Source organism: Roseibium sp. MMSF_3544 (assembly GCF_030732845.1).
GTDB lineage: Bacteria > Pseudomonadota > Alphaproteobacteria > Rhizobiales > Stappiaceae > Roseibium.
This window is the reverse complement of the sequence record NZ_JASHKA010000002.1, coordinates 113,575-135,352: the sequence shown is the minus strand read 5'-3', so window position 1 is coordinate 135,352 and position 21,778 is coordinate 113,575. Positions and strand designations below refer to the sequence as shown.

The 21,778-nt window shown below is 57.5% G+C and carries 22 protein-coding genes; 8 read left to right on the top strand and 14 right to left on the bottom strand.

Going from position 1 to position 21,778, the window contains the following annotated elements; translation table 11 throughout:
* Positions 1 to 7 precede the first annotated feature (7 nt).
* Positions 8 to 937: an ornithine carbamoyltransferase gene (argF, locus tag RBB47_RS03340; protein ID WP_305984324.1), complete on the bottom strand. Its 930-nt coding sequence runs from the start codon at positions 935 to 937 to the stop codon at positions 8 to 10.
* On the bottom strand, positions 934 to 2,133 hold the full coding sequence (locus tag RBB47_RS03335) for an aspartate aminotransferase family protein (protein ID WP_305984323.1): 1,200 nt from the start codon (positions 2,131 to 2,133) through the stop codon (positions 934 to 936). Before RBB47_RS03335 ends, argF begins: the two co-directional genes overlap by 4 nt.
* Before the next feature lie 524 nt (positions 2,134 to 2,657).
* On the opposite strand from RBB47_RS03335, the gene RBB47_RS03330 reads away from it, so the two are divergent.
* Positions 2,658 to 3,194: a GcrA family cell cycle regulator gene (locus RBB47_RS03330; protein ID WP_305984322.1), complete on the top strand. Its 537-nt coding sequence runs from the start codon at positions 2,658 to 2,660 to the stop codon at positions 3,192 to 3,194.
* Positions 3,195 to 3,284: 90 nt separating this feature from the next.
* Here RBB47_RS03330 and phoB read toward each other — a convergent pair whose 3' ends face one another.
* The 8 genes from phoB to RBB47_RS03290 form a co-directional block, all read right to left on the bottom strand.
* A complete protein-coding gene (gene phoB, locus RBB47_RS03325) occupies positions 3,285 to 3,983 on the bottom strand; it encodes a phosphate regulon transcriptional regulator PhoB (protein WP_305984321.1) in 699 nt (232 codons plus the stop codon).
* A 69-nt stretch (positions 3,984 to 4,052) separates the two neighbouring features.
* A complete protein-coding gene (gene phoU / locus RBB47_RS03320; RefSeq protein WP_305984320.1) occupies positions 4,053 to 4,751 on the bottom strand; it encodes a phosphate signaling complex protein PhoU in 699 nt (232 codons plus the stop codon).
* Positions 4,752 to 4,782: 31 nt separating this feature from the next.
* Positions 4,783 to 5,544, bottom strand: a complete 762-nt coding sequence (gene pstB, locus RBB47_RS03315) for a phosphate ABC transporter ATP-binding protein PstB (protein WP_305984319.1) — start codon at positions 5,542 to 5,544, stop codon at positions 4,783 to 4,785.
* A gap of 47 nt (positions 5,545 to 5,591) precedes the next feature.
* Positions 5,592 to 6,941 (bottom strand): phosphate ABC transporter permease PstA, encoded by a 1,350-nt coding sequence (gene pstA / locus RBB47_RS03310; RefSeq protein WP_305984318.1) that lies wholly within the window; start codon positions 6,939 to 6,941, stop codon positions 5,592 to 5,594.
* Positions 6,941 to 8,413, bottom strand: coding sequence for a phosphate ABC transporter permease subunit PstC (gene pstC / locus RBB47_RS03305; RefSeq protein WP_305984317.1), 1,473 nt, complete (start codon positions 8,411 to 8,413; stop codon positions 6,941 to 6,943). The genes pstA and pstC overlap by 1 nt, the downstream gene beginning before the upstream one ends.
* Positions 8,414 to 8,497: 84 nt before the next feature.
* Positions 8,498 to 9,535: a substrate-binding domain-containing protein gene (locus RBB47_RS03300; RefSeq protein WP_305984316.1), complete on the bottom strand. Its 1,038-nt coding sequence runs from the start codon at positions 9,533 to 9,535 to the stop codon at positions 8,498 to 8,500.
* A 417-nt stretch (positions 9,536 to 9,952) separates the two neighbouring features.
* Complete coding sequence (locus tag RBB47_RS03295) at positions 9,953 to 11,305, bottom strand: ATP-binding protein (protein ID WP_305984315.1); 1,353 nt, start codon at positions 11,303 to 11,305, stop codon at positions 9,953 to 9,955.
* 194 nt (positions 11,306 to 11,499) lie between these two features.
* A complete protein-coding gene (locus RBB47_RS03290) occupies positions 11,500 to 11,970 on the bottom strand; it encodes an SRPBCC family protein (protein ID WP_305984314.1) in 471 nt (156 codons plus the stop codon).
* A 300-nt stretch (positions 11,971 to 12,270) separates the two neighbouring features.
* On the opposite strand from RBB47_RS03290, the gene RBB47_RS03285 reads away from it, so the two are divergent.
* Complete coding sequence (locus tag RBB47_RS03285) at positions 12,271 to 13,173, top strand: MBL fold metallo-hydrolase (protein WP_305984313.1); 903 nt, start codon at positions 12,271 to 12,273, stop codon at positions 13,171 to 13,173.
* A 45-nt stretch (positions 13,174 to 13,218) separates the two neighbouring features.
* Here the strand turns inward: RBB47_RS03285 and RBB47_RS03280 are convergent, their stop codons facing one another.
* Positions 13,219 to 14,232: a DUF1499 domain-containing protein gene (locus RBB47_RS03280; RefSeq protein WP_305984312.1), complete on the bottom strand. Its 1,014-nt coding sequence runs from the start codon at positions 14,230 to 14,232 to the stop codon at positions 13,219 to 13,221.
* A 1,418-nt stretch (positions 14,233 to 15,650) separates the two neighbouring features.
* Here RBB47_RS03280 and RBB47_RS03275 point away from each other — a divergent pair.
* Complete coding sequence (locus RBB47_RS03275) at positions 15,651 to 16,625, top strand: magnesium transporter CorA family protein (RefSeq protein WP_305984311.1); 975 nt, start codon at positions 15,651 to 15,653, stop codon at positions 16,623 to 16,625.
* A 29-nt stretch (positions 16,626 to 16,654) separates the two neighbouring features.
* On the opposite strand, the gene pdxH is transcribed toward RBB47_RS03275, so the two are convergent.
* Entirely contained in the window at positions 16,655 to 17,290 is a 636-nt protein-coding gene (gene pdxH, locus RBB47_RS03270) for a pyridoxamine 5'-phosphate oxidase (RefSeq protein WP_305984310.1), read from the bottom strand.
* A gap of 80 nt (positions 17,291 to 17,370) precedes the next feature.
* On the opposite strand from pdxH, the gene RBB47_RS03265 reads away from it, so the two are divergent.
* Together RBB47_RS03265 and RBB47_RS03260 are read left to right on the top strand one after the other, a co-directional pair.
* The gene (locus tag RBB47_RS03265) at positions 17,371 to 17,838 is read left to right on the top strand and encodes an RT0821/Lpp0805 family surface protein (protein ID WP_305984309.1); all 468 of its coding nucleotides are present in this window, start codon (positions 17,371 to 17,373) and stop codon (positions 17,836 to 17,838) included.
* Positions 17,839 to 18,039: 201 nt separating this feature from the next.
* A complete protein-coding gene (locus RBB47_RS03260) occupies positions 18,040 to 19,047 on the top strand; it encodes a J domain-containing protein (RefSeq protein WP_305984308.1) in 1,008 nt (335 codons plus the stop codon).
* Between the two features lie 176 nt (positions 19,048 to 19,223).
* Here the strand turns inward: RBB47_RS03260 and RBB47_RS03255 are convergent, their stop codons facing one another.
* Positions 19,224 to 19,715 carry an SRPBCC domain-containing protein gene (locus RBB47_RS03255; RefSeq protein WP_305984307.1) on the bottom strand — a complete coding sequence of 164 codons (492 nt, stop codon included), beginning with the start codon at positions 19,713 to 19,715 and terminating at the stop codon, positions 19,224 to 19,226.
* A 4-nt stretch (positions 19,716 to 19,719) separates the two neighbouring features.
* Positions 19,720 to 20,079: a helix-turn-helix transcriptional regulator gene (locus tag RBB47_RS03250; protein WP_305984306.1), complete on the bottom strand. Its 360-nt coding sequence runs from the start codon at positions 20,077 to 20,079 to the stop codon at positions 19,720 to 19,722.
* Positions 20,080 to 20,179: 100 nt separating this feature from the next.
* Here RBB47_RS03250 and RBB47_RS03245 point away from each other — a divergent pair, with 100 nt between their 5' ends.
* Genes RBB47_RS03245 through RBB47_RS03235 form a run of 3 tightly spaced genes read left to right on the top strand, consistent with a single transcriptional unit; the run spans position 20,180 to position 21,722 of the window.
* Positions 20,180 to 20,710: a MarR family winged helix-turn-helix transcriptional regulator gene (locus RBB47_RS03245; protein WP_305984305.1), complete on the top strand. Its 531-nt coding sequence runs from the start codon at positions 20,180 to 20,182 to the stop codon at positions 20,708 to 20,710.
* Entirely contained in the window at positions 20,707 to 21,039 is a 333-nt protein-coding gene (locus RBB47_RS03240; RefSeq protein WP_305984304.1) for an antibiotic biosynthesis monooxygenase, read from the top strand. Before RBB47_RS03245 ends, RBB47_RS03240 begins: the two co-directional genes overlap by 4 nt.
* Positions 21,036 to 21,722, top strand: a complete 687-nt coding sequence (locus tag RBB47_RS03235; RefSeq protein WP_305984303.1) for a GNAT family N-acetyltransferase — start codon at positions 21,036 to 21,038, stop codon at positions 21,720 to 21,722. The genes RBB47_RS03240 and RBB47_RS03235 overlap by 4 nt, the downstream gene beginning before the upstream one ends.
* The last annotated feature ends 56 nt before the right edge of the window (positions 21,723 to 21,778 follow it).

Genomic DNA, 21,778 nt, shown 5'->3' with positions numbered 1-21,778 from the left:
CTTTGCCTCAACCTTCGCCGAAACACCAGGCAAGAATGCCCTTCTGGGCATGGAGCCTGTTTTCGGCCTCATCAAACACAACAGAGTTGGGGCCGTCCATGACTTCGGATGTCACTTCTTCGCCGCGATGGGCTGGAAGACAGTGCATGAACAGCGCATCCCTGTTGGCTTCAGCCATCAGGCGCGCGTTCACCTGGTAGGCGCTCAGGAGATTGTGACGCGATTCCGTGTCGTCATCTCCCATCGATACCCAGCAGTCCGTCACCACACAGTCGGTCCCCTTGACCGCTTCATATGGGTCCGAGGTCAGCTGAATGGAACCACCCTTGGCACGGGCCGTGTCAATCAGCTCCTGGGGAGGCGCAAGTTCGGAGGGCGTTGCAATACGCAATTCAAAGTCCAGACGGGGAGCCGCATGGACCCAGGACGCCAGAACATTGTTGCTGTCCCCGGTCCAGGCAACGCTTTTTCCCTGGATCGATCCGCGATGTTCTTCAAATGTCATCAAATCTGCCATGATCTGGCAAGGATGCGAGATCTTGGTCAGGCCGTTGATCACCGGAACCGTTGCGTGCTCGGCAAGCTCATTCAGTTCGTTATGATCAAGGATCCGGATCATGATCGCGTCGACGAAACGGGACAGAACCTTTGCGGTGTCACCAATTGTCTCGCCACGTCCGAGCTGCATCTCGGCGCCCGTCAGCATCAGGGTCTCACCACCGAGTTCGCGCATTCCCACATCAAACGAAATGCGCGTGCGGGTGGAGGGCTGTTCGAAGATCATCGCCAGCACCTTGCCGGCAAGCGGCCCCTCACCACGGCGCATGCCGTTGCGCGATGCCTTGATGTTGCGCGCCGTATCCAAAATGGCGCGCAAGTCCTCGCCTTCGAAGTCGGTCAGGTCCAGAAAATTCCGGTAAGCTCCGTTCGCGGTCATTCGGCCGCTCCTTCCACAAGCTTTGCTTCAACTGCCTGTGCAGCCTGTTCCAGGCGCTCCACGGCAATTGCAATTTCGTCTTCGGTCATGGTCAGCGGCGGCATGATGCGCACCACGTTGTCTCCGGCCGGCACAGCCAGCAGCCCCACTTCGCGGGCCGCTGCAACGTAGTCGCCAGCAGGAACGACGCATTTCAGTCCAAGCATCAGGCCGGTGCCGCGCACCAGATCCAGCACCTTCGGGTGACTGTCGACCAGTCCCGCAAGCTTCTGCTTCAAGCTGAGGCCCTTTTTCTGAACGTCTTCCAGAAAACCGTCCGCCAGAATGACATCGAGCACGGCATTGCCCGCAGCCATGGCAAGCGGATTGCCGCCGAAGGTCGTGCCGTGCGTTCCCGGAGCAAGCGCTGCAGCCGTTTCTGCTGTTGCCAGGCAGGCCCCCATTGGAAAACCACCGCCGATGCCCTTGGCAACTGCCATCAGGTCGGGATCTACGCCCGCCCACTCATGGGCAAACAACTTGCCGGTACGTCCAACGCCTGTCTGAATTTCATCGAAAATCAACAGGATGCCGTTGTCGTCGCAGAGCTGCCTCAACGCACGCAGGAATTCGGGCTGCATCTCGCGGATGCCACCCTCGCCCTGGATCGGCTCGATGGCGATCGCAGCCGTCTGTGGTCCAATCACGGCCTTCAGCGCATCGAGATCGCCTGCTGGCACCTGATCAAAGCCTGGCGCCTTCGGTCCAAAGCCTTCAAGGTATTTCGCCTGACCGCCGGCTGCGATCGTCGCAAGCGTCCGTCCATGAAAAGCGCCCTCGAAGGTTACAATGTGAAACCTGTCCGGCTGCCCGTTGTCGTAATGATAACGGCGGGCGCACTTGATCGCCGCTTCCATGGCTTCCGCGCCGGAATTCACGAACAGAACCTTGTCTGCGAAACTTGCATCAACGAGACGTTGAGCAAGACGCTCGCCTTCCGGCATCTGGTGCAGGTTGGAAACGTGCCAGAGCTTCGCCGCCTGGTCCTGCATGGCCTTCACAAGGTGAGGATGACTGTGTCCGCACGAGTTCACCGCGATGCCGGAACCGCAATCGAGAAATCGTCGGCCGTCCTTGGTAACAAGCCAGACACCTTCCCCGTGATCGAATGTCAGGTTCGATCTTGCATAGTTTCCGAAAAGCGCAGTCGCGGACATAACCTCATCTTACTCCCTGGAGCATTCCGCATTCGGCTTAAGGCCGCACAATGCCCCTAATCGTTGATTTCGATCGCCTCAATGCCAACCCAGCGACGATTGACCATTCAGGGATCCGGAACAGCCTCCGCACCCGGTGAAACCTGCGTCTCAGACGGTCCGTCTTTCGGATGCGGATAAGCCAAAAACGCAACGTGCCGCCCCGATGAGGCGGCACGTTGCGGCTTCCTTATACACTGTGCGCACCATTGCCTGTCAATGGTTATGGTTTCACGTGGGCTCAAAGCTGAAATTCATAAAATCCGCGAAGACCTTACCATAACTGGGGAAAAGTCTGTTCATCCCCAACTGGTTTGAGTCGGGCGGTTGCCTCGCAAATTAACGTTATTGTAACCTCTCCCGTATCAGACACGACATCTCGTGTTTCAAACCACCAAGAGGCACTAGATATGCCACATTAGGCATGCATGAGCATGCTTAATACGGGGTTAATGGTCAAAAGGCCAAACAAAAGGGTGTGGGCAATGAGTTGGACGAACGAACGGGTTGAACTGCTCAAAAAACTCTGGAGCGATGGACTCAGTGCCAGTCAGATCGCAGGCGAACTCGGTGGCGTGACCCGCAACGCCGTGATCGGAAAAGTGCATCGACTCGGACTTTCGGGACGCGCCAAAACCTCCAGCTCAAGTGCCAAACCGCGCCGCCCAAGAGCAAACGCTCCGTCCCCCAGCGGCGCGCCCAAAAAGCCATCGCACAGCCCGCAGACGATCGGCGCGACGGCGCTGAAGGCGGACGTGAGCCCAATTCCGGCGGTGGAAGCCAAGCCTGAGATTGAACCTGTTCCGGACATGGTTATCCCGATCTCTCAGCGCGCGACAATCCTCACGTTGACCGAACGCACCTGCAAGTGGCCGATCGGTGATCCGGCGACCGACGATTTCTACTTTTGCGGTCGCGTGTCGGACGCTGGCGTTCCCTATTGTGCGTACCACTGCAAAATCGCCTATCAGCCGGTCGCAGACAGGCGCCGCGAGCGCAAGACGGTCGCTCAGGCGTCGTAATCAGGCGCACGAACAGAGAAAGTAACCAAGCCCGCCAAATCCGGCGGGCTTTTTTGTGAAATGCGCGTGACTGTCTGACGCGGAACCTGATCAGCTCGCCATCGAAAACTGATCGTTGAAGGCGTAGCCGGCGCCACGCACCGTGCGGATGGGATCCTTGGCCTTGCCCTTGTTCAGCGCCTTGCGCAGCCGCCCAACGTGGACGTCGACCGTGCGTTCGTCCACATAGACATCGTGGCCCCAGACGCCATCGAGCAACTGTTCGCGCGAAAACACGCGGCCGGGCGAGGTCATCAAAAATTCCAGCAAGCGGAACTCGGTCGGGCCGAGATGAATTTCCTTGGTGTTGCGGCGCACCCGGTGGGTTTCACGATCAAGCTCGATGTCACCGGACCGAAGCATCGTGGAAACGACTTCGGGGCTGGCCCGGCGCAATATGGCCCTGACGCGTGCCATCAGCTCCGGGACGGAAAAGGGCTTGACCACATAATCGTCCGCGCCGGTCGACAGTCCACGGATCCTCTCTGCCTCTTCACCGCGCGCCGTCAGCATGATGATCGGCAGGCGTTCGGTATCTTCGCGCGCGCGCAGGCGCCGGCAAAGTTCGATCCCGGAGAGCCCGGGCAGCATCCAGTCGAGCAGCAACAGGTCCGGCAGGCTTTCACGCAGGCGAATTTCGGCCTCGTCGCCCCGGACACAGGACTCCACCTGGTATCCTTCTGCTTCCAAATTGTATCTTAAAAGAAGGCTGAGCGGTTCTTCGTCTTCAACGATGAGCACCTTCGGCATTCGTTCTCGCTCCAAGTTGTCGGCCGGCACGGGAGCGCCGACCGTAAACATTCCGCGACTATTCAGCGGTTAAACGGCACCTGTCGTTTCATCTAGCTTTTCACGGTCTTCCGGCAGGCGTTCTCCCGTGACCATGTAGTAGACGTTTTCCGCGATGTTCGTGGCGTGATCGCCTATGCGCTCGATGTTCTTGGCGCAGAACAGCAGATGCACACACTGCGTGATAACCCGCGGATCTTCCATCATGTAGGTCAGCAGCTCACGGAAAAGCGACGTGTAGATGGCGTCGACTTCCGCATCGGCTTCCTGAACGCGACGCGCAGCTTCAGCGTCGCGGCGGGTATAGGCATCCAGAACCTGTTTCACCTGCGCCAATGCAAGCTCCGTCATGTGCTCGACGCCAATTGCCAGCTTTTTCGAGTTGAGGCCGCTGTCGATCGCAATGACGCGCTTGGCTACGTTCTTTGCAAGGTCACCGACCCGTTCCAGATCGTTCGCAATCCGGCTGGCAGCTGTGATTTCGCGCAGATCCTGTCCCATCGGCTGACGACGGGCAATCATTTCAACAAGCTTCATCTCCACTTCCTGATGAAGATTGTCGAGCCTTTCGTCATTGGCAATGGTGGATTTAGCCAGCTCGAGATCCTGTGAAACCAGCGCCGAGACAGCATCGGCGAACGCAACTTCGGCAAGACCGCCCATCTCGGCGATCTTCCCGGCCATCTCCGTCAGTTCCTCGTCATAGGCCGAGACTGTATGTTCAGACATCCTGTGTCCCCTTCAGAATTCGGAAATACGCTTAGCCGAAGCGGCCAGTGATGTAGTCCTGAGTACGCTTGTCTTTCGGATTTGTGAAGATGTCCTCTGTCGGACCTTCTTCGACCAGAATACCGAGGTGGAAGAACGCAGTACGCTGTGAGACACGGGCCGCCTGTTGCATGGAGTGCGTCACGATAACGATCGTGAAGTTCTCGCGCAACTCGTCGATCAGTTCCTCGACCTTTGCCGTTGCAATCGGGTCGAGCGCCGAGCACGGCTCGTCCATCAGGATCACTTCCGGGCTGACAGCGATTGCGCGTGCAATACACAGGCGCTGCTGCTGCCCGCCTGACATGCCGGTTCCCGGCTCGTCAAGGCGGTTCTTGACCTCTTCCCAGAGGCCCGCCTTTTGCAGGCTCGAGGACACGATGTCATCAAGCTCCGCCTTGTTACGGGCCAGCCCGTGAATGCGCGGACCGTAGGCGATGTTGTCATAGATCGATTTCGGGAACGGATTCGGTTTCTGGAACACCATTCCGACCTTGGCGCGAAGCTGCACCGGGTCCACCTTGGGATCATAGATGTCTTCGCCGTCGATCTTTATCGAGCCTTCGACGCGGCAGATATCGATGGTGTCGTTCATGCGGTTGATGGTCCGCAGGAACGTCGATTTGCCACAACCGGACGGTCCGATGAAGGACGTTACCGACCGAGGCTGAATCTCGATATCGACGTCCTTAATGGCGTGTGTATCGCCATAGTAGACCTGGACTTTGTTCGCGGAGATCTTGCTGTCGCTCATTGCGTTCGCCTGTTCAATACTCGGCATCTCGTTCATCGCATCAATCCTTACCAGCGGCGCTCAAACCTGCGGCGCAGGATGATCGCGAGAATGTTCATCGAAAGGAGGAAGATCAGCAGGACGACAATTCCGCCCCAGGCTTTCTCTGTAAAGGCGAGGTCGGACCGCGCCGCCCAGGTGTAGATCTGAGCAGGCATTGCCGAGTTCGGCTCGGTGAAACCCTCGATGAAGCCCTCGGGATAGCCACGCGCTACGAAACCGACCATACCAATCAGCAACAGCGGAGCTGTCTCACCCAACGCCTGCGCAAGTCCGATAATCGTGCCCGTCAAGATTCCGGGCATTGCCAATGGCAGAACGTGATGGAATGTCGCCTGCATCTTTGAGGCCCCGACACCAAGCGCAGCATCGCGAATGCTCGGTGGAACCGCCTTTAAGGATGCACGTGTCGAAATGATGATCGTCGGAAGGGTCATCAGCGTCAGGACCAGACCACCGACCAGCGGAGCCGATTGCGGCAGGTGCATGAACTGAATGAATACGGCCAGACCCAGGATACCGAAGACGATCGACGGAACGGCGGCCAGGTTCGAAATATTCACCTCAATGAGGTCGGTGAACCTGTTTTGCGGAGCGAATTCTTCCAGGTAGATCGATGCGGCCACACCGATTGGCAGAGACAGGAACAGCACCACCAGCATCATAAAGAACGATCCGACCACAGACGCCCCGATCCCGGCAGCCGCAGCGTTGTCCACACCGGCGTCGGCACCGGTGATGAAAGGCCAGTTGAAGACCGTCTTGATCACTTGCGCTTCGACCAGGTTGTCCACGAGATCCAGATCCGATTTCATCAAAAACCGGCTGTCTGTCATGCTTTCCCGGGTAATACGGCCGCTCATATAGCCATCGACCCTGGAGGACGCAGCCAGATCGAATTGAACGGGCTCACCCAGCCTGTCCTCGTTCTCCCGGAAAAACTCACGGATGGTGCCGCCCGGCTTGCCGACGATCCGTTCAATGGCTTCCGGTTCAACAGGCGTTTCGATCCCGCTATCCTGAAGCTGGCCGGTCAGGGCACCGATGAAGATCTCCTCGTAGGCCCGCGTCTTGAACAGCGTGCCTTCGGCTTCCTCGTACTGTGCCTGCGTCAGAGTGAACTCGACCTCAACGACGGTGCGCGAAAAAGCCGGAATTCCCTGCGAGATGATCGCGTAAGCGAGCACAACAAGAAAGAACAAACCGATCCCGATGGCGGTAATGCCATAGGCCTGGAAGCGCTTTTCGGCTGCGTTGCGCTTACGGGTGAGGTCATCAATCGCGTAGAGCGATTTGGGCTGCATTGGAGTTTTCGCAGCCGGTTGTGCCGTCTCGGGAGGAAGTGTTGCGTCGGTCATCAGTCATACTGCTCCCGGTATTTGCGCACGATATAAAGTGCAACAATATTGAGACCCAGGGTGATCACGAAGAGCGTCATGCCAAGGGCAAACGCGACCAGCGCGACAGGGGATGCAAAGTCCGCATCACCGGTGAGCTGGCTGACGATCTTGGCGGTCACCGTTGTCATAGCTTCGAACGGATTGAGGCTGAGGCGTGCGGCAGCACCGGCGCCAAGAACCACGATCATCGTTTCACCGATCGCCCTTGAGGCCGCCAGCAGGATCGCACCAACGATGCCCGGAAGCGCGGCTGGCAGGATTACCTGACGAACGGTTTCTGACTTGGTTGCGCCCAGACCGTAGGAGCCGTCACGCATGGCCTGCGGCACCGCGTTGATGATGTCGTCCGAGAGGGAGCTCACGAATGGGATCAGCATGATGCCCATGACGAGGCCGGCGGTCATGACAGCCGTTCCGGCCTGCATGATCCCGAGCCCCTCATCGCCGAAGACCGAGAGCAGAAGCGGACCCACCGTCAAAAGGGCGAAGAGGCCGTAAACGATGGTCGGGATACCGGCCAGTACTTCCAGCAACGGCTTTGCGACGGCGCGAACTTTCGGGCCTGCATATTCGGAAAGGTAAACCGCTGCGAAGAGACCGATCGGCACCGCAACCAATAGGGCAACGATGGAGATGTAGAACGTTCCCCAAAGAAGCGGGATGATGCCGAGCTGAGACGAGCTGCCGCGCCCGGAGAAACTCGGTGACCAGGTCAGGCCGAAAAAGAAGTCCGATGCGGGATAGAGCCGGAAGAACTCCCAGGTGTTGAACACCAGCGAGAGCACAATTCCGATCGTCGTCAGTATGGCGATGGAAGCCGCCGCGATCAGGATCGCCTTGATCCCCTGCTCGACCACGTTTCGCGCCCGAAACTCTGCGTTCGTTTCCCGCAGTGCCCAGAACGCTGCAAAGAGCGCGACCAATATGACGGCAACCGACATGATCAGATTGCCGGTTGAATTCAAGATGCGGTAGCGTTGCGCTGCCCGCAGTATCGGCTGCGAGATTTCGGAGGTCACGATCTGGCCGGCGTCCCTCAGACGCGTACTGATATCCGCGAAATCGGCGCGGGCGTTGCGCGCGAACTCCTCGTCCATCGCACCGGTCGCGACGGCATTGTCGAGACCGCGAGCCGCACGGCGCACCTCGGCAAGCACCAGGCCGCGGGACGAGCCCTCTTCGATCGCCGTTTCCGGGATCATGTCCGAAATGACGCTGTTAACGTAAAACGGCTGCGCGAGCAGCCAGACAATCAGGAGCAGGAAGGCCGGTACGACCACCTTCATTGCGACATTCGCCCCGTAATAGGACGGTAGGGAATGTAGAGCGGCTAGCTCTCCCCCGGCACTGGACATAGCCCGCGCCCGCCCCAGAACGTACCCCACCGCAGCGATGACGAGCACGATCAAGATGAGCCAGAACAAAGGCATTTGCTCCCCCGAATATGTAGAAAAGCCCCAAAAGAAAAGGGGGCGGCGGAACCTGCCGCCCCCTCAAATCAAGCAGAAGCTCGATTACTGCATGGTTTCTTCGTTAGCGACGGAAGCCTGCACAGCAGCCAGCTCCGGGTCGGAAACCAGGCCATAGTTGGCCAGCGGGCCGCTCGGGCCAGCAATTTCGTCAGCAATGAAGAACTGAGCGTATTCTTTCAGGCCCGGGATCACGCCGATATGTGCTTTCTTGACGTAGAAATACAGCGGGCGGGAAACCGGATACTCGCCGGAAGCGATCGTCTCGGTGGACGGAGCGATCTCGTTCATGGTGGCGACTTTGAGCTTGTCGGTGTTGTTCTCGTAGAACGCCAGACCGAAGACGCCGATGCCGTTCGGGTTGGTGTCGATGCGAGCAAGCGTTTCGGTGTAGTCACCGTCGATGTCAACGGACTTGCCGTCGCGACGGACTGCGATGCAGGCATCTTCAGCGTCGTCTTCGGACATGCCACCGTCGATCATGGCTTTCAGAGCGCCGGACTCTTCACAACCAACAGCCAGAACCTTCTCTTCGAAGACTTCGCGGGTGCCGTGCTTGGTGCCCGGGATGAAGGCAGCAATGTCAACATCCGGAAGGTCGGCGTTGAACTCAGCCCACTTGTTGTAGGGGTTGTCGACGATCTGACCGTCTTTCAGAACCTTTGCGCCAAGAGCGTTGAAGACGTCAACCGGCTCAAATGCGGTGAAAGCAGGACCGTCTTTCTGCGAGGCAAAAACGATGCCGTCATAGCCGATGCGGACTTCGATGATGTCTTTCACACCAGCGTCTGCACACGCTTTGATTTCTTTTTCGCGGATCTTACGGGAAGCGTTTGCAACGTCGATGGTGTTTTCGCCAACACCTTCACAGAAACGCTTCAGGCCAGCGGAAGAACCACCGGACTCAACAACCGGGGTCGGGAAGTCGGTGTTCTCACCGAAAGCTTCGGCGACGATGGAAGCATACGGCAGAACCGTAGAAGAACCAGCAACCTGGACCTGGTCGCGAGCCTGAGCTGCGCCAACGAATGCAGTAGAAGCAACAGCCAGGGCAGTTGCGCTAACGAGGGTCGTAAATTTCACTTGACCACTCCCTTTGAATGTCAAGGTTTGTAGAAGATCGTCGCACATGGACATGCACGGTCGATGCGGGGACCGTAGGCCCGATGGATGAGAGTTCTATGACAGTTATTTCTCAGTTTTGTGACAATTTAAAATATTGAAAAACCTAGCCTTTTTCCCGTTCTTGAATCTTTTGTGTCACTCAATGTGACTTTTCACGCCCCTGTCCGACTCGGTGCAGGCGTGAACGCCAAATTTCTGCGCGTCTCCGCAGCCCGATCGGGCTGAAAATATTGAGCATGCAAGAAAAGGTTGTAGGAGGGCTGCGAAAATCAGGATCCTTCTAGGCAATCGTCGCGTTATGGCCGGAATCTAGCCAAGTACGGGCGCGTAAATCTGCCAAATTCGGTATCGTGGCATAGCAGAAGAACTTTTTGATCAAGCGGAGAGTTTGTCGACAACGCCTTCTGATTCTTCCATTGCCGGAAGCTTCACTCTGAACAGGGCCCCCTCGCCCGGTTCGCTTTCCACTTCCAGTCGTGCACGGTGCCGGGTGAGGATATGCTTCACGATCGCAAGACCGAGACCGGTGCCCTTCATCGTGCGGCTGGTTTCCACATCGACGCGGTAGAATCGTTCCGTCAGCCTCGGCAAATGCTCGCGCGGGATGCCTTCGCCATAGTCGCGAACCGAGAGCACCCAACAGGGGGCGTCCTGATCGCTTACCTGTTCCATCAGGCCAACGTCGACCACCTTTCCGGAACTTCCGTACTTCAGTGCATTTTCAATCAGGTTCTCAGCCACCTGGATCAGTTCGTCCCGGTCACCCTTGAGCCTCACTGGTGCATCCGGCAAATTGATCCTGATCTCAACGCCCAGATCGCTTGCAAGCGGGGAAAGCGCGTCGGCGGTGTGGCGGATGATTTCTCCCATATCGACAATTGTTGCGGGACGAACGTGAGCTTTCAGTTCGATCCTGGAAAGCGACAGAATGTCATCGATCAGGCGCCGCATGCGCCCGGCCTGATCGAGCATGATCGACAGGAACCTGTCCTGCGCTTCCAAATCATTCTTGGCCGGCCCCTGAAGTGTTTCGATGAACCCGGTCAGGGAGGCGAGCGGCGTGCGCAATTCGTGACTCGCGTTGGCAACAAAGTCCGTGCGCATGCGTTCCAGGCGCTTGTTCTCGGTCAGGTCCTGGATAACGACGAGAATGAAGTCCGGCAGATCGCGGCCCCGCTCCTGACTGCCCGAACCCGGCATGTAAATCGGTGCTATATGCGCTTCGTACCAGGTCTCGGTCGGGACTTTTTCAATCCAGGTGATCCGCTCCGCTTCACCCGTTGTACAGACGCGGTCGAAAGCCTCGAGCAAGGACGGAGCCCGCAACGAAAACGACAGGGGATCGCCCGGCTTGACGCCGTCGTAAGTGGCCATGGCCTGCGAATTGACGTATCGCGTGATTCCGCGTCCATCCGCGACAAAGCATGGTGTCGGCAAAGCATCGACCGTGACCTTCATACCGGTCCCGGGCCACATCCTGCGCATTTCTCGCTGCGTATTCAGCTTGACGCGCCGGCTCGCAGATCTTCTGGGAACGAATGCGGCAACAGCCGCCATCAGTAAAACGCCGCCAACGGCAGGCCAAACCGGCAGGTCGTAAGCAACCACGGCGGCAATTGCGACCCCGAGCGCGGTCAGCAGGACCCAGCGTGCTTCTCCGATCCTCGTGAGCGGTGAGGCGGAAGGCTGAACCTCGGGGATTTCCTCTACAGGCGAAGGTGGAGACATGGATGTGTGTGCGAGGTTGAGGGCCTATGGGTTACGCCGCGAAATGCCGACACTATTTCGACGTCTTAGTAATTTGCAAGGTCGAAATCCGGGATTGGGGCATTCATTGATGCTCCAACTACCACGGCAAGCATGTCATTCTAGCGACAGAGCTTGTGTTTTCTTGAAAGCCCGCGATGCCTGTAAATACGGCGCTAACCCGCGTTCTTCGAGGCTTCGCGGAGGTTTGCGATGATCCGTGGCCAGCCATCGCCCGCGCGCATCTGCAGGAGATAATCCGACCCGTTCTCTCCGTGCCGCAAAAACTCGTTGTGAATGATCTCCATGCGCGTTTTTTCACCCGCCTCACGGAAGTTGACCATAAGACGGCTGGCGGTCAGCGGATCGGCAACTTCCTCCCCGTCCTGCGACACCTGCCAGGCGATGCGAATAAAGATCGGCGGTTCAATGGACAGGACAGTGCCCCAGATACGGCGGCCATTGCTGTCTGTTTCGTAGCAGCTTCCACCGGGGAACGGTTCGATCCCGGCCTCGACCTTGTCCTCGCCAGAACCGTGGAAAGGCGACGTCCACCACAAGTCGAGCCGGTCGACGAACAGCGAGAATGCGCGGTCCCTGGGCAAATCCAGCAAAACATCAAACCGGCATTCCTGATTGTCCGTCATTCCTTTTCCACCAAGCTCCAATTTTTCCGTGCCGATAGCGATCAGCTCACCTTGACCCATAAAACAAGTTCTTTATCTCGCAGACAAGTTTGCGCGTGCGTATACGAAGTTGATTGCCGTGTCGGAAGCGGCTGTCTTTCAGCCATCCAAGCGATTCCGGCCGGATATCCGCTGATCTAGCCGATTCGGACATCAAATACATGACGCCATGAGAGACGAAACCGATGTTGCCTTCTCTGCCGAACTGAAGGAGGTTCAGACATCGTCACTTAAACCTCTTGTGCTAGCTACAGGGCCGGTATGAAACACAATCGCGAATTTGCCCCGCACTATGGCACGCCGGTCGAACTCGCTCCCGGCTTGCGGCGCCTGACGGCCCAAAATCCCGGCCCGTTCACATTTCACGGGACCAATACCTACCTGATCGGTTCGCGACGGCTTTTGGTGCTCGACCCGGGTCCGGCGCTGCCAGACCATATTGAGGCAATCGCGAAAGCGGCAGATGGCGCCAAGATTGAAGCGATCCTTGTGAGCCACACGCATATGGATCACTCTCCAGGTGCCCGGGTGCTTCAGGACAAGACCGGCGCGTCGATCATCGGCTGCGGACCGCACAGGGCTGCGCGTGACCTTCTCGACAATGAGATCAACCCGCTCGACAGCAGTGCGGACAAGGATCACCTGCCGGCCAGACAAATGTTCGATGGTGATCTGTTTGACGCGGCGGACGCCACAGTCGAGGCGATCGAAACACCCGGCCACACTGCAAACCACCTTTGCTTCGCAATTACCGGAAGCGATCTGATACTGTCGGCAGACCATGTCATGGGCTGGTCGACGTCCATAGTCGCACCGCCGGACGGATCAATGCGAGATTACATGGCATCGATCGACAAGATGTTGCTACGCCCTGAGACCCGTTACTTCCCAGGCCACGGCGGCAGCATATCCGACGCCAAGACGTATGTGCAGGAGCTGAAACAACACCGGCTTGACCGGGAAAAGGCGATACTGCGTTCGATCTCAGGGGGCGAGCGCAGCATCATCGAGATCGTCCGTGAGCTCTACGCGGATGTCGACCCGTCGTTGCATCGGGCTGCAAGCCTGTCTGTCTTCGCGCATCTGGAGGATCTCGTTGACCGCAAGCTGGCATTGGCTATGCCCGACCTAGCCCTTGATGCGCGATACAGAAAGACCGGCTGAGCCGCACCATGTGAATGACCACAGTCGCTCTAACGAGTGGCTGTGCTAGCCTTCCAGATCGCTCGTTAAGTCGTCGCCGGGTGCCAGCTGTTCTTCATCTTCGAAATACGGCTTGAACCCTGGGAGGGGCACGACATCGCGTTGCTCCTCAAGCGGTTCTATCTGCAGGTCTTCTGCAGTTTCGCTCTCTTCCACCGAGAGCCGTGCGAGATCGCCGTAGGTCTCAAGCAAAACCCGGTCAATTTCGTCAAAGACGGACCGGATATTCTCCGCGTTGCCCGACAGATCCCGCAACGGGGTTCTGGAACGGGAGCGGACATCAAGAAGCGCACCAACCGGATCCGGGCGGATCCGCAGGGCGACATCGAACTTCAATCCAAGGATCTGCGTCGTGCCTTCCGCTTGCAGGCGTGTTGCCGCGTCCAGCAAATCAGGCGGCAACTCGTCCACGACGGGCCAGTTCAGATCTTCCAGTGCCTTGGCAGTGGCGACATGCAACTGACCCGGAGCGATCCTGTAGCGCCGGGGCACAATATCAGCAGACCCTGTTTCCGACCTCAAGACCGACAGGGCAGCCGACTGGGAGAGTTGCGATATCAACGGCCAGACCTCTTGCTCAAGCCGGGTGTGGCTCCAGTCCAAAAAGGGTTGTTCCTCGGCAACTGTCTGGCCTTTGACTTCAGGCGGGTCGGCGCGGTCCGTCGAGATGTCAGGCAGGCCGGGATTGGCCACCAGCATGCCGATCACGAGGACTGGAGCGGCGAGAGCGAAGAGACCGATCACGGCGCCGCCAAGCGCGGAAGGGACACCGGGTCCGCCATAGGACCAGATACGGTGAAACGCAAAAATCGCCATTGCCAACGCCACCAGCGCAACCGCACCGGCGACAGCCAGCGAAAGCACGAACACGTCTGCATCGATCAAACCGAACCGCTTTGCCAGAAAAGCTATGGCGGCAATTGCAAACGCTATCGAGCCGGTTGTCCGGCTCGCAGGTGCAGAAGCTGTTTTATAAACGGCATATCGCTTCATGTTTTCCCAATCCGCATCGCCGGCCAAGATACGCGTCCGCAACCGGCAAAACCAGAATTGTTTCTGTGTTTAACTCCAAATTGTCAAAAATGAACTTCACTTCCGCTGCTGGCTCATCCTAAATTCGTACAGGCAGGTGAGTGACTGTTTCCACTTAAGGATACGGAACTACGCGGGGTTGGGCATGGCTGGACTGGGTTCCCGTCATCCGGCAGATAAGATGCGCCGACTTGCGGGCTCTGGCCAAGGGCCTTCAGGACGGCAAAGGCGCGGCATGTTTTCGCCGGGCTTCGGCAACGTCTTTCTGTGTTATTTGCTTGTCTGTTCGCTTGTTCTTGCACCCGTGGCACTGATTTTTTCGGTCCGTTTTGCCGATTCCACAGAGCAGCGCCTGTTCGCTCATTACTTTTTTATCCGAACAACCATTGCAGTTTTTGTGATCGGCACCTGCGTCAGCTGTCTCTTGATCTTGATCGGCGCTGATCTTTCGTCTTCGCTCATCCTTGCCGGGCTGGCGCTCCTGACCGTAACCTCTGCGCTAACGCTAATTCGTTGTTTTCGCGGCATTTTCAGTGCTCTTCGCGGAAATTCTCCGAGGTTTTACCGAAGCTATCTGGCGTAACGGCAAACGCGCCAAGCGACCTTGCCAAAAGCCGGTCGACTTAAATAAGTTAATGATTACTTAACGTTATACTTCAAATTAAGTACCCCGGCGTTACATCCTGTTATAGAATTTGACTGGCTGAGACGGCTAAAGAAGCGCATGATTTTTTTGCCGGTTGCGGAAAATTTTCGGTTTTAGCGTCAGCTCGCCCTTTGAATGCCGCAATTGGACACGACATGCACGCGGCCCGCAAAAATCCGCGCACAAACCTCCAGCCAGCGGGAACTGGAATTAACAACGGACTTGGAAAAATGTCTGAGCAATCCTCCCAATCGGTGTCTAAGGATCCGGCTGGAGCAAAGTTGGTAAATCATTATAAGCCTGTGGGCATTGCCGCGCTGAATGCAGCGGCACTTTGCAAGAACCCAGGTGCTATGAAGAAAAAGACCAAGTAATCCGCTCAATATTGCGGATCGGCTTTTTCGAACCCACCAGCAGGCCGCGCTTGCTACCCTTCGGATTGCGTTTCAGCTCCGGATCTGGTTGCAGCGGCCTGCAGTGTTGGGCAAACTGCCGCCAACAAGGTCTTTTGAGAATCTGATTTCAATCGGGTCTCAGGTCACCGGACGCCTGCCCTTGCCTCGGGCAATCTCTTCCGTGTGTTTGAGAATTGTTGGCAGGATGCATACAGCGCATCCCGTGCACTCCATGCGTTCGCGCCAGATCGCCTGGCACCGTCGCACAAGTGCTGCTTGCTGAGGTCGATTACTCACTCTCGAAAGACCCTGGACACATTTTGCCGTAAAAAAGTGGCACGGCCTGTCCATGGGAGTTTGCCCGAATGATCATAGCCTATTGCCCGTCCGTGAAGGGTCTGGAACGTATCGAACTCGCTCCGGATGCGCCGCTCCCCGCCACGTCGGTCTGGATCGACCTTGTCTCCCCGACGAAGGATGAGCAGAAAGCGGCCGAGAAGCTGATGGGCGCTGAAATTCCCACACGGGAAGAAATCGCCTCGATCGAAACTTCCGAACGTCTTTATGTGGAACCCGGTGCGGTGGTCATGACCGCGCAAATGCCCATGGCAACCCGCACGCTTGATCCGATCCTGTCATCGGTCACCTTTGTTGTGAACGCCAAGCGGCTCGTGACAGTGCGCTATGGCGAACCCAAATCAATCTCGATACTGGCGAAAAAGGTGCAGGCGGATCCGACGATCGCACATCTGGGCCCTGCGGTCCTGTTCGCCTTGCTGGACATAATCGTGGACCGCTGCGCCGACGAAATGGAATCCGCGTCGGCCCGCTACGACGAGCTCGCGCTGCAGGTTTTCGGAGACGGGCTTAACATGCGCAAGACGGCCAGCTACCAGATTGCGATCAAGCAGCTCGGCCAGGTCGGACTTCACGTTGCGAAGATGCACGATGTCTGCACCAGCCTGTCACGAGTACTGCTGTTCATGAATACCCATGCCAAGCGGCTCGGCCTGACCGACATTCAGGCGACAGATGTAAAGACCTATGGCCGTGACATTCGTTCCATCAAGGAACACGCGGACGCGCTCGACAACAAACTCGCCTTTTTGCTGGATGCCACGGTTGGTCTCGTCACGCTTGAACAGAACCAGATTTCCAAGATCTTCACGGTTCTTGGTGTTGTTTTCCTGCCACCGACCCTGATCGCCTCAATCTACGGCATGAACTTTGCCAATATGCCCGAACTCAACTGGGAACAAGGTTTCCTGTTCGCGATCGGCCTCATGGTGGTTTCGGTGATCGCAACCTTCATGTTCTTCCGGTGGAAACGCCTTCTTTAAGGACAGGACACGCAAATCAAGCGAGCAGCTCAGGGATAGAGCCGCTCTTTGGTCCAAGGCGCGTCCGGCGTTGACCGGGTAAACAGGATGCGGTCGTGCAGGCGGAACGGACGGTCGTGCCAGAACTCGATCGAAGTCGGCACAAGCCGCATCCCGGACCAGTGATCCGGCCGGGGAATGTCGCCGATGCCGAATTTTGCGGTGTATTTGGCAACTTCCTTTTCAAGCGCAAAGCGGCTTTCCAGCGGCCTTGACTGTTTCGACGCCCAGGCGCCAATCCGGCTGCCACGCGGGCGCGACTGGTAATAGGTATCCGCCTCTTCATCCGACACCTGGTGGACCGCACCGCGCACGCGGACCTGACGGCGCAGCGTTTTCCAGTGGAAGCACATGGCCGCCTTGCCCGACGACAGCAATTCCTGCCCCTTGGCGCTTTCAAAGTTTGTGTAGAACACAAAGCCGCGCTCATCGACGTCCTTGAGCAGCACCATGCGCACATTGGGAAGACCGGTCTCGTCGACCGTCGCCAGCGACAGCGCGTTCGGATCGTTCGGTTCGGATGCCTTTGCGTCTTCAAGCCATTCAGAAAAAAGATCAAATGGCTTCTCGACCTCTGCAAAGTCACCTTTTGTTAACTCTTCAGGGGGATGCTTGAGGTCTGTCATTGTTTACCTGTCGAAGACTTCGACCGCCTGCAGCAAGGCAAGGATCTGCCAGCCTGGGGGCTGTCCATAAGATGTATCGTATGCGTTCATATACTCGCGGGCACAAGAAGATCCAACCATTTGTCATTGCAACACTGGCATTTGCAAGCGTCGTGGCCGGGTGCGCCCGGGTAAACGTGCCGATTGGCAGCAACAATGTCGATACGCCGACCGTTTTGACCGGTTCGGTTTCCTCTTCGGCCGATCAGGCCTATTCCGACATCAGTGCCGAAGACCGCAGCATCATTGCAGAAAATCTGGATACGCTCGACACTGCACTCAGCGCATCCGATGCCGAGGAAAGTGCTGTTCTGTCCTGGCAGAACCCGACAAGCGGCAATTCGGGCACGCTTACGGATCTGAATGCCGACAGCCTCGGCGAGACCGGCTGTGTTACTTTCAAGACCACCGCGAACACGATTGCAGGTATCAGGCTCTACTCCGGGACGGCCTGCCGCGACATAACGCAGAAATTCAGCGTGACTACGCTCAGCGTCGCCGACGCTTGAACAATCAGCAAGTTCCAACCATAAATCACAGCCTGCGTGTTGGAGGCTCAGGACTGGAATTTTGCTCTCTTCGTTCCGATATAGTAGACAAGTCCGGTCAAGTTTACTTCGGGAAAACGCGCGCTTCGGAGCAGGTCATGTGTCCGGAGCGTTTGTGCGTGAAGTGGCAGGCCGGAAAATCTTAGAAACCTGGTGATGTGAATGCGAGATCCCTATAGCGTCCTCGGCGTGGCGAAATCCGCCAGTGAGGGCGAGATAAAAAAGGCTTTTCGGAAGTTGGCCAAGAAATACCATCCGGATCAGAACAAGGACGATCCGGCGGCCCAGCAGCATTTTGCCGAAGTGAACCAGGCCTATGAAATCATCGGCGACAAGGATAAGCGCGCCCAGTTCGACCGCGGCGAGATCGACGCGGAAGGAAAGCAGCGCTTCCACTCCAAAGGCTTTGACGGTTATTCGGGCTTCGAAGATTTCGGCACGGCCGGTGGCACGCATGGCTTTCGGGCAGCTGGCGGCAATCAAGGCAGCTTCGACGATATCCTGAACGACATATTCGGTGGCTTCGGCGGCCGCGGAGGCCGCGGCAACCGTGCCGGGGCAAGTCCAGGTGCAGGTCCGGGGCCTGGAGCCGGTTTTGCCGGTGCAGGCGCGCGCACCAAGTCTCCCCCCAAGACCAAGGGCAAGAACGCCGAAATCGTCGCGCGCGTGTCGCTCGAGGACATTGTCAATTCCGGAAAGACGCAAGTTACGCTTCCAAACGGCAAGACCGTGAATGTCACCCTGCCTCAAGGCGTCGAGGAGGGCGAAAAGATCAGGCTGAAAGGCCAGGGCCACCTAAGTGAAAACGGCGGCCCCGCCGGCGATGCCATGGTCGAGATCAGGATCAGGCCACACAAACTGTTCGAAATGAAGGGCACAGACCTTGTTCTGGACCTTCCGATTACGCTCTACGAAGCCGTGCTTGGCGCCAAAGTCCGCACGCCGACCCTGTCTGGCGCGGTAAATCTGACGATCCCGCCCAATACGTCGAGCGGCAAGGCGATGCGTCTCAAGGGCAAAGGCCTACCGAACAAAAGCGGTGGTCATGGCGACCTCCTGGTCAAACCGCAAATCGTCATGCCACCTCAAAACGATGAGGAACTGGACACGCTGATGAAGGCCTGGAAGGAAATCACGCCTTACCGGGCGCGTGGACCGGAGTTCGATTGATCACTCGTTCAGAGCCAGTCACATTGAGCAAGAGTGCCGATAGTTAAACGGCGCTGCCCCGGCCTTGAGCCGGGGCTTTTTTTTCGTTTGAACACTTGTGGTGCGAGCAGGTCCCGGATCGGCTCCGGACCGGCGCTGAGACAAGAAACGGGTGATCCGACACCCGCCGCACAACGTCAGCGCTGCAGGTCGGCAAGCAGTTCCGCCAGCATCTCCATTCCCTTGCCCCAACCCTGATCGAGGCCGGCGATGGCGCCGGAGAAACACGCGATTTCCGCTTCACTTGCCTCGTGCGGCGTCCAGATGAGCCGAAGATCGGTCTGGTCTCCGTCGGCGGTGAAAGTCACCGTTGTCAAAAGTTTGCGCGGCCAGTCCGGCATCATGGGATTTGCAGCAATTTCCCATTCGGCATTGGACATTGAATGAAGCCAGACGAGCTTTTCGGGTTCGACCACGTCGATATACTCGACCCTTTCGAATTGCGAGCCGCCACCGAACCTCATCTCGTTGCGCCAGAGTCCTCCGGGGCGCACATCCAGTTCGTGAACAATCGTCTCGACACCGGGGCCGTACCAATGGGACAGAAGATCCGGCTCTGTCCAGGTCCTCCAGACCAACTCCCGTGGTGCGTTGAAACGTCTTTCAAGTATGAACTCTGGCAATGACACGCGCTTACTCCCCCTGATCCTTGTGTTTGAGTTCTTCAAGCAGGCTGTCAAGCTGGTCGAAACTGGACGACCAGAAGCTCCTGAATTCCTCCAGCCAGGCGACCGCTTCCTTCATTGGCGCCGCGTTGATCCGGGCCGGCCGGCGCTGCCTGTCGCTGCCTCTCGTGATCAAGCCTGCCCGTTCCAGCACCTTGAGATGTTTTGAGACTGCAGGCTGGCTCATCTGAAACGGCGCGGCAATCTCGTTGACCGACGCCTCACCCGCAGCCAGCCGCGTGAGGATTGCGCGCCGCGTCGGGTCGGCCAGCGCCGCAAAAACGGTATCCAGGCTGGCGCTACCCTTTATATAACCAACTTGTTCCATAACTTTATGGTTATATTATTCTCTCTGCTTGTCAAGCTACCAATATTAATATAACTTGTTATATAACTTGTTATATATCTTGTTATATAAAAGAGACACCATGGTCGAAGACATCGTGCGCTCCCTGGGCTACGGCACGCTCGGCAGCCGTCTGAAGCGCATCGGCGAAAAACTGCAAGCGCAGACTCAGGAAATCAGCGAAGAGCTTGCCGCTCCAGAACTGCCGACTTCACACAATCCCGTGCTGGCGGCGCTGGACCGCAACGGCCCGCTCAGCATCGGTCATCTTGCAGAGGCGATAGGGCAAAGCCAGCCGGGCGTCACACGCATGGTCAACAGCTTGAAGAGCGCCGGACTTGTAAAGGTACAGGGAAACGAGAAAGATCGGCGCATTAGCAGGATCACACTCACCCGTGGCGGAAAAGCGCTCGTGAAACGGCTGCAGGAAACTTTCTGGCCGGAGGTGATGCTGGCGGTCGAGGATGCCTGCACCGGACTTAGCGGAACTTTGCTGGAACAGCTTGACCAACTGGAAAGCGCCCTTGTCGACCGACCGCTGAAGCATCGCCGGTCCGAGCTGCCGCTTCCGGACTGGGAGGAGCTTTTGGAACAGAAAGGAAAAGCCACATGATCAAGCGTATCTGGCACGGCTGGACCGCACCTGAGAACGCCGACCGCTATTTCGAAGTTCTGACCGGGCAGGTCATTCCCGCAATTGAGGCCAAGGCGCTTCCTGGATATCTCGGGATTGAAGTGTTGCGGCAACAGCATGAAGGCGAAGTGGAGTTCATCACCATCGTGAGCTTCCGTTCGATTGACGATATCATTGCGTTTCAGGGGCCGGACTATGAACGCAGTCACGTTCCCGATGTTGCCCAAGCGGTTCTGAAACGCTTTGACCGGACCGCGCAGCATTATGAACTTTTGACTGCACGCGGAGCACAGGGGAACCAGTCATGACAGAGGCCCTCCAGCGTGTCGTCTGGTCCGCACTCACCTCTAGGCAGGAACGTTTCTCCAGGGGCGGTGCGTTCGCAAGACGCTTCGATCCGGCAATCTCCCCTTTCGCAGTTGCACGGGACGACTCGCCTGAAGCCATGAAGGCCCTTGCGGACCTGATTGAGCCTGAAAACGATCAGGTGTTTCTGGTCCAGGCCGACGAGATCGTGCTGCCGGAGACGCTCATTGCCGAAACATCCACGCTTGGTGTTCTCATGACGGAGCGCGCACCGTCTGCCAGGCAGACGAAATCCGTGCAGATCGCACCTCTGAGCCAATCAGATGTGCCGGAGATGGTCTCCCTTGCCAAGTTGACAAAACCCGGCCCCTTTACCCACAGGACTCATGAACTGGGGGCGTTCTGGGGCGTCAGGATAGATGGACGGCTTGCCGCCATGAGTGGGACAAGGTTGAACCTGGACGGGTTCACCGAGGTCAGCGGCATTTGCACCCATCCGGATTTTCAGGGACGCGGCCTTGCAACAGCACTCGCAATCCATGTCGCGGACAAAATTCGCGCGCGCGGAGACACCCCTTTCCTGCATGCCTATGCCGACAACGAGGGCGCGATTGCACTTTACCGGAAGCTTGGTTTCGAGGTCTGGCAGGAGGTGAATGTCGCTGTTGTTCGAAAAGCGGGTTGACGGAAAGCCGTACTGATAAACTCGGCGTCCTGGCCCTCCGCATACGTGATTTCGCA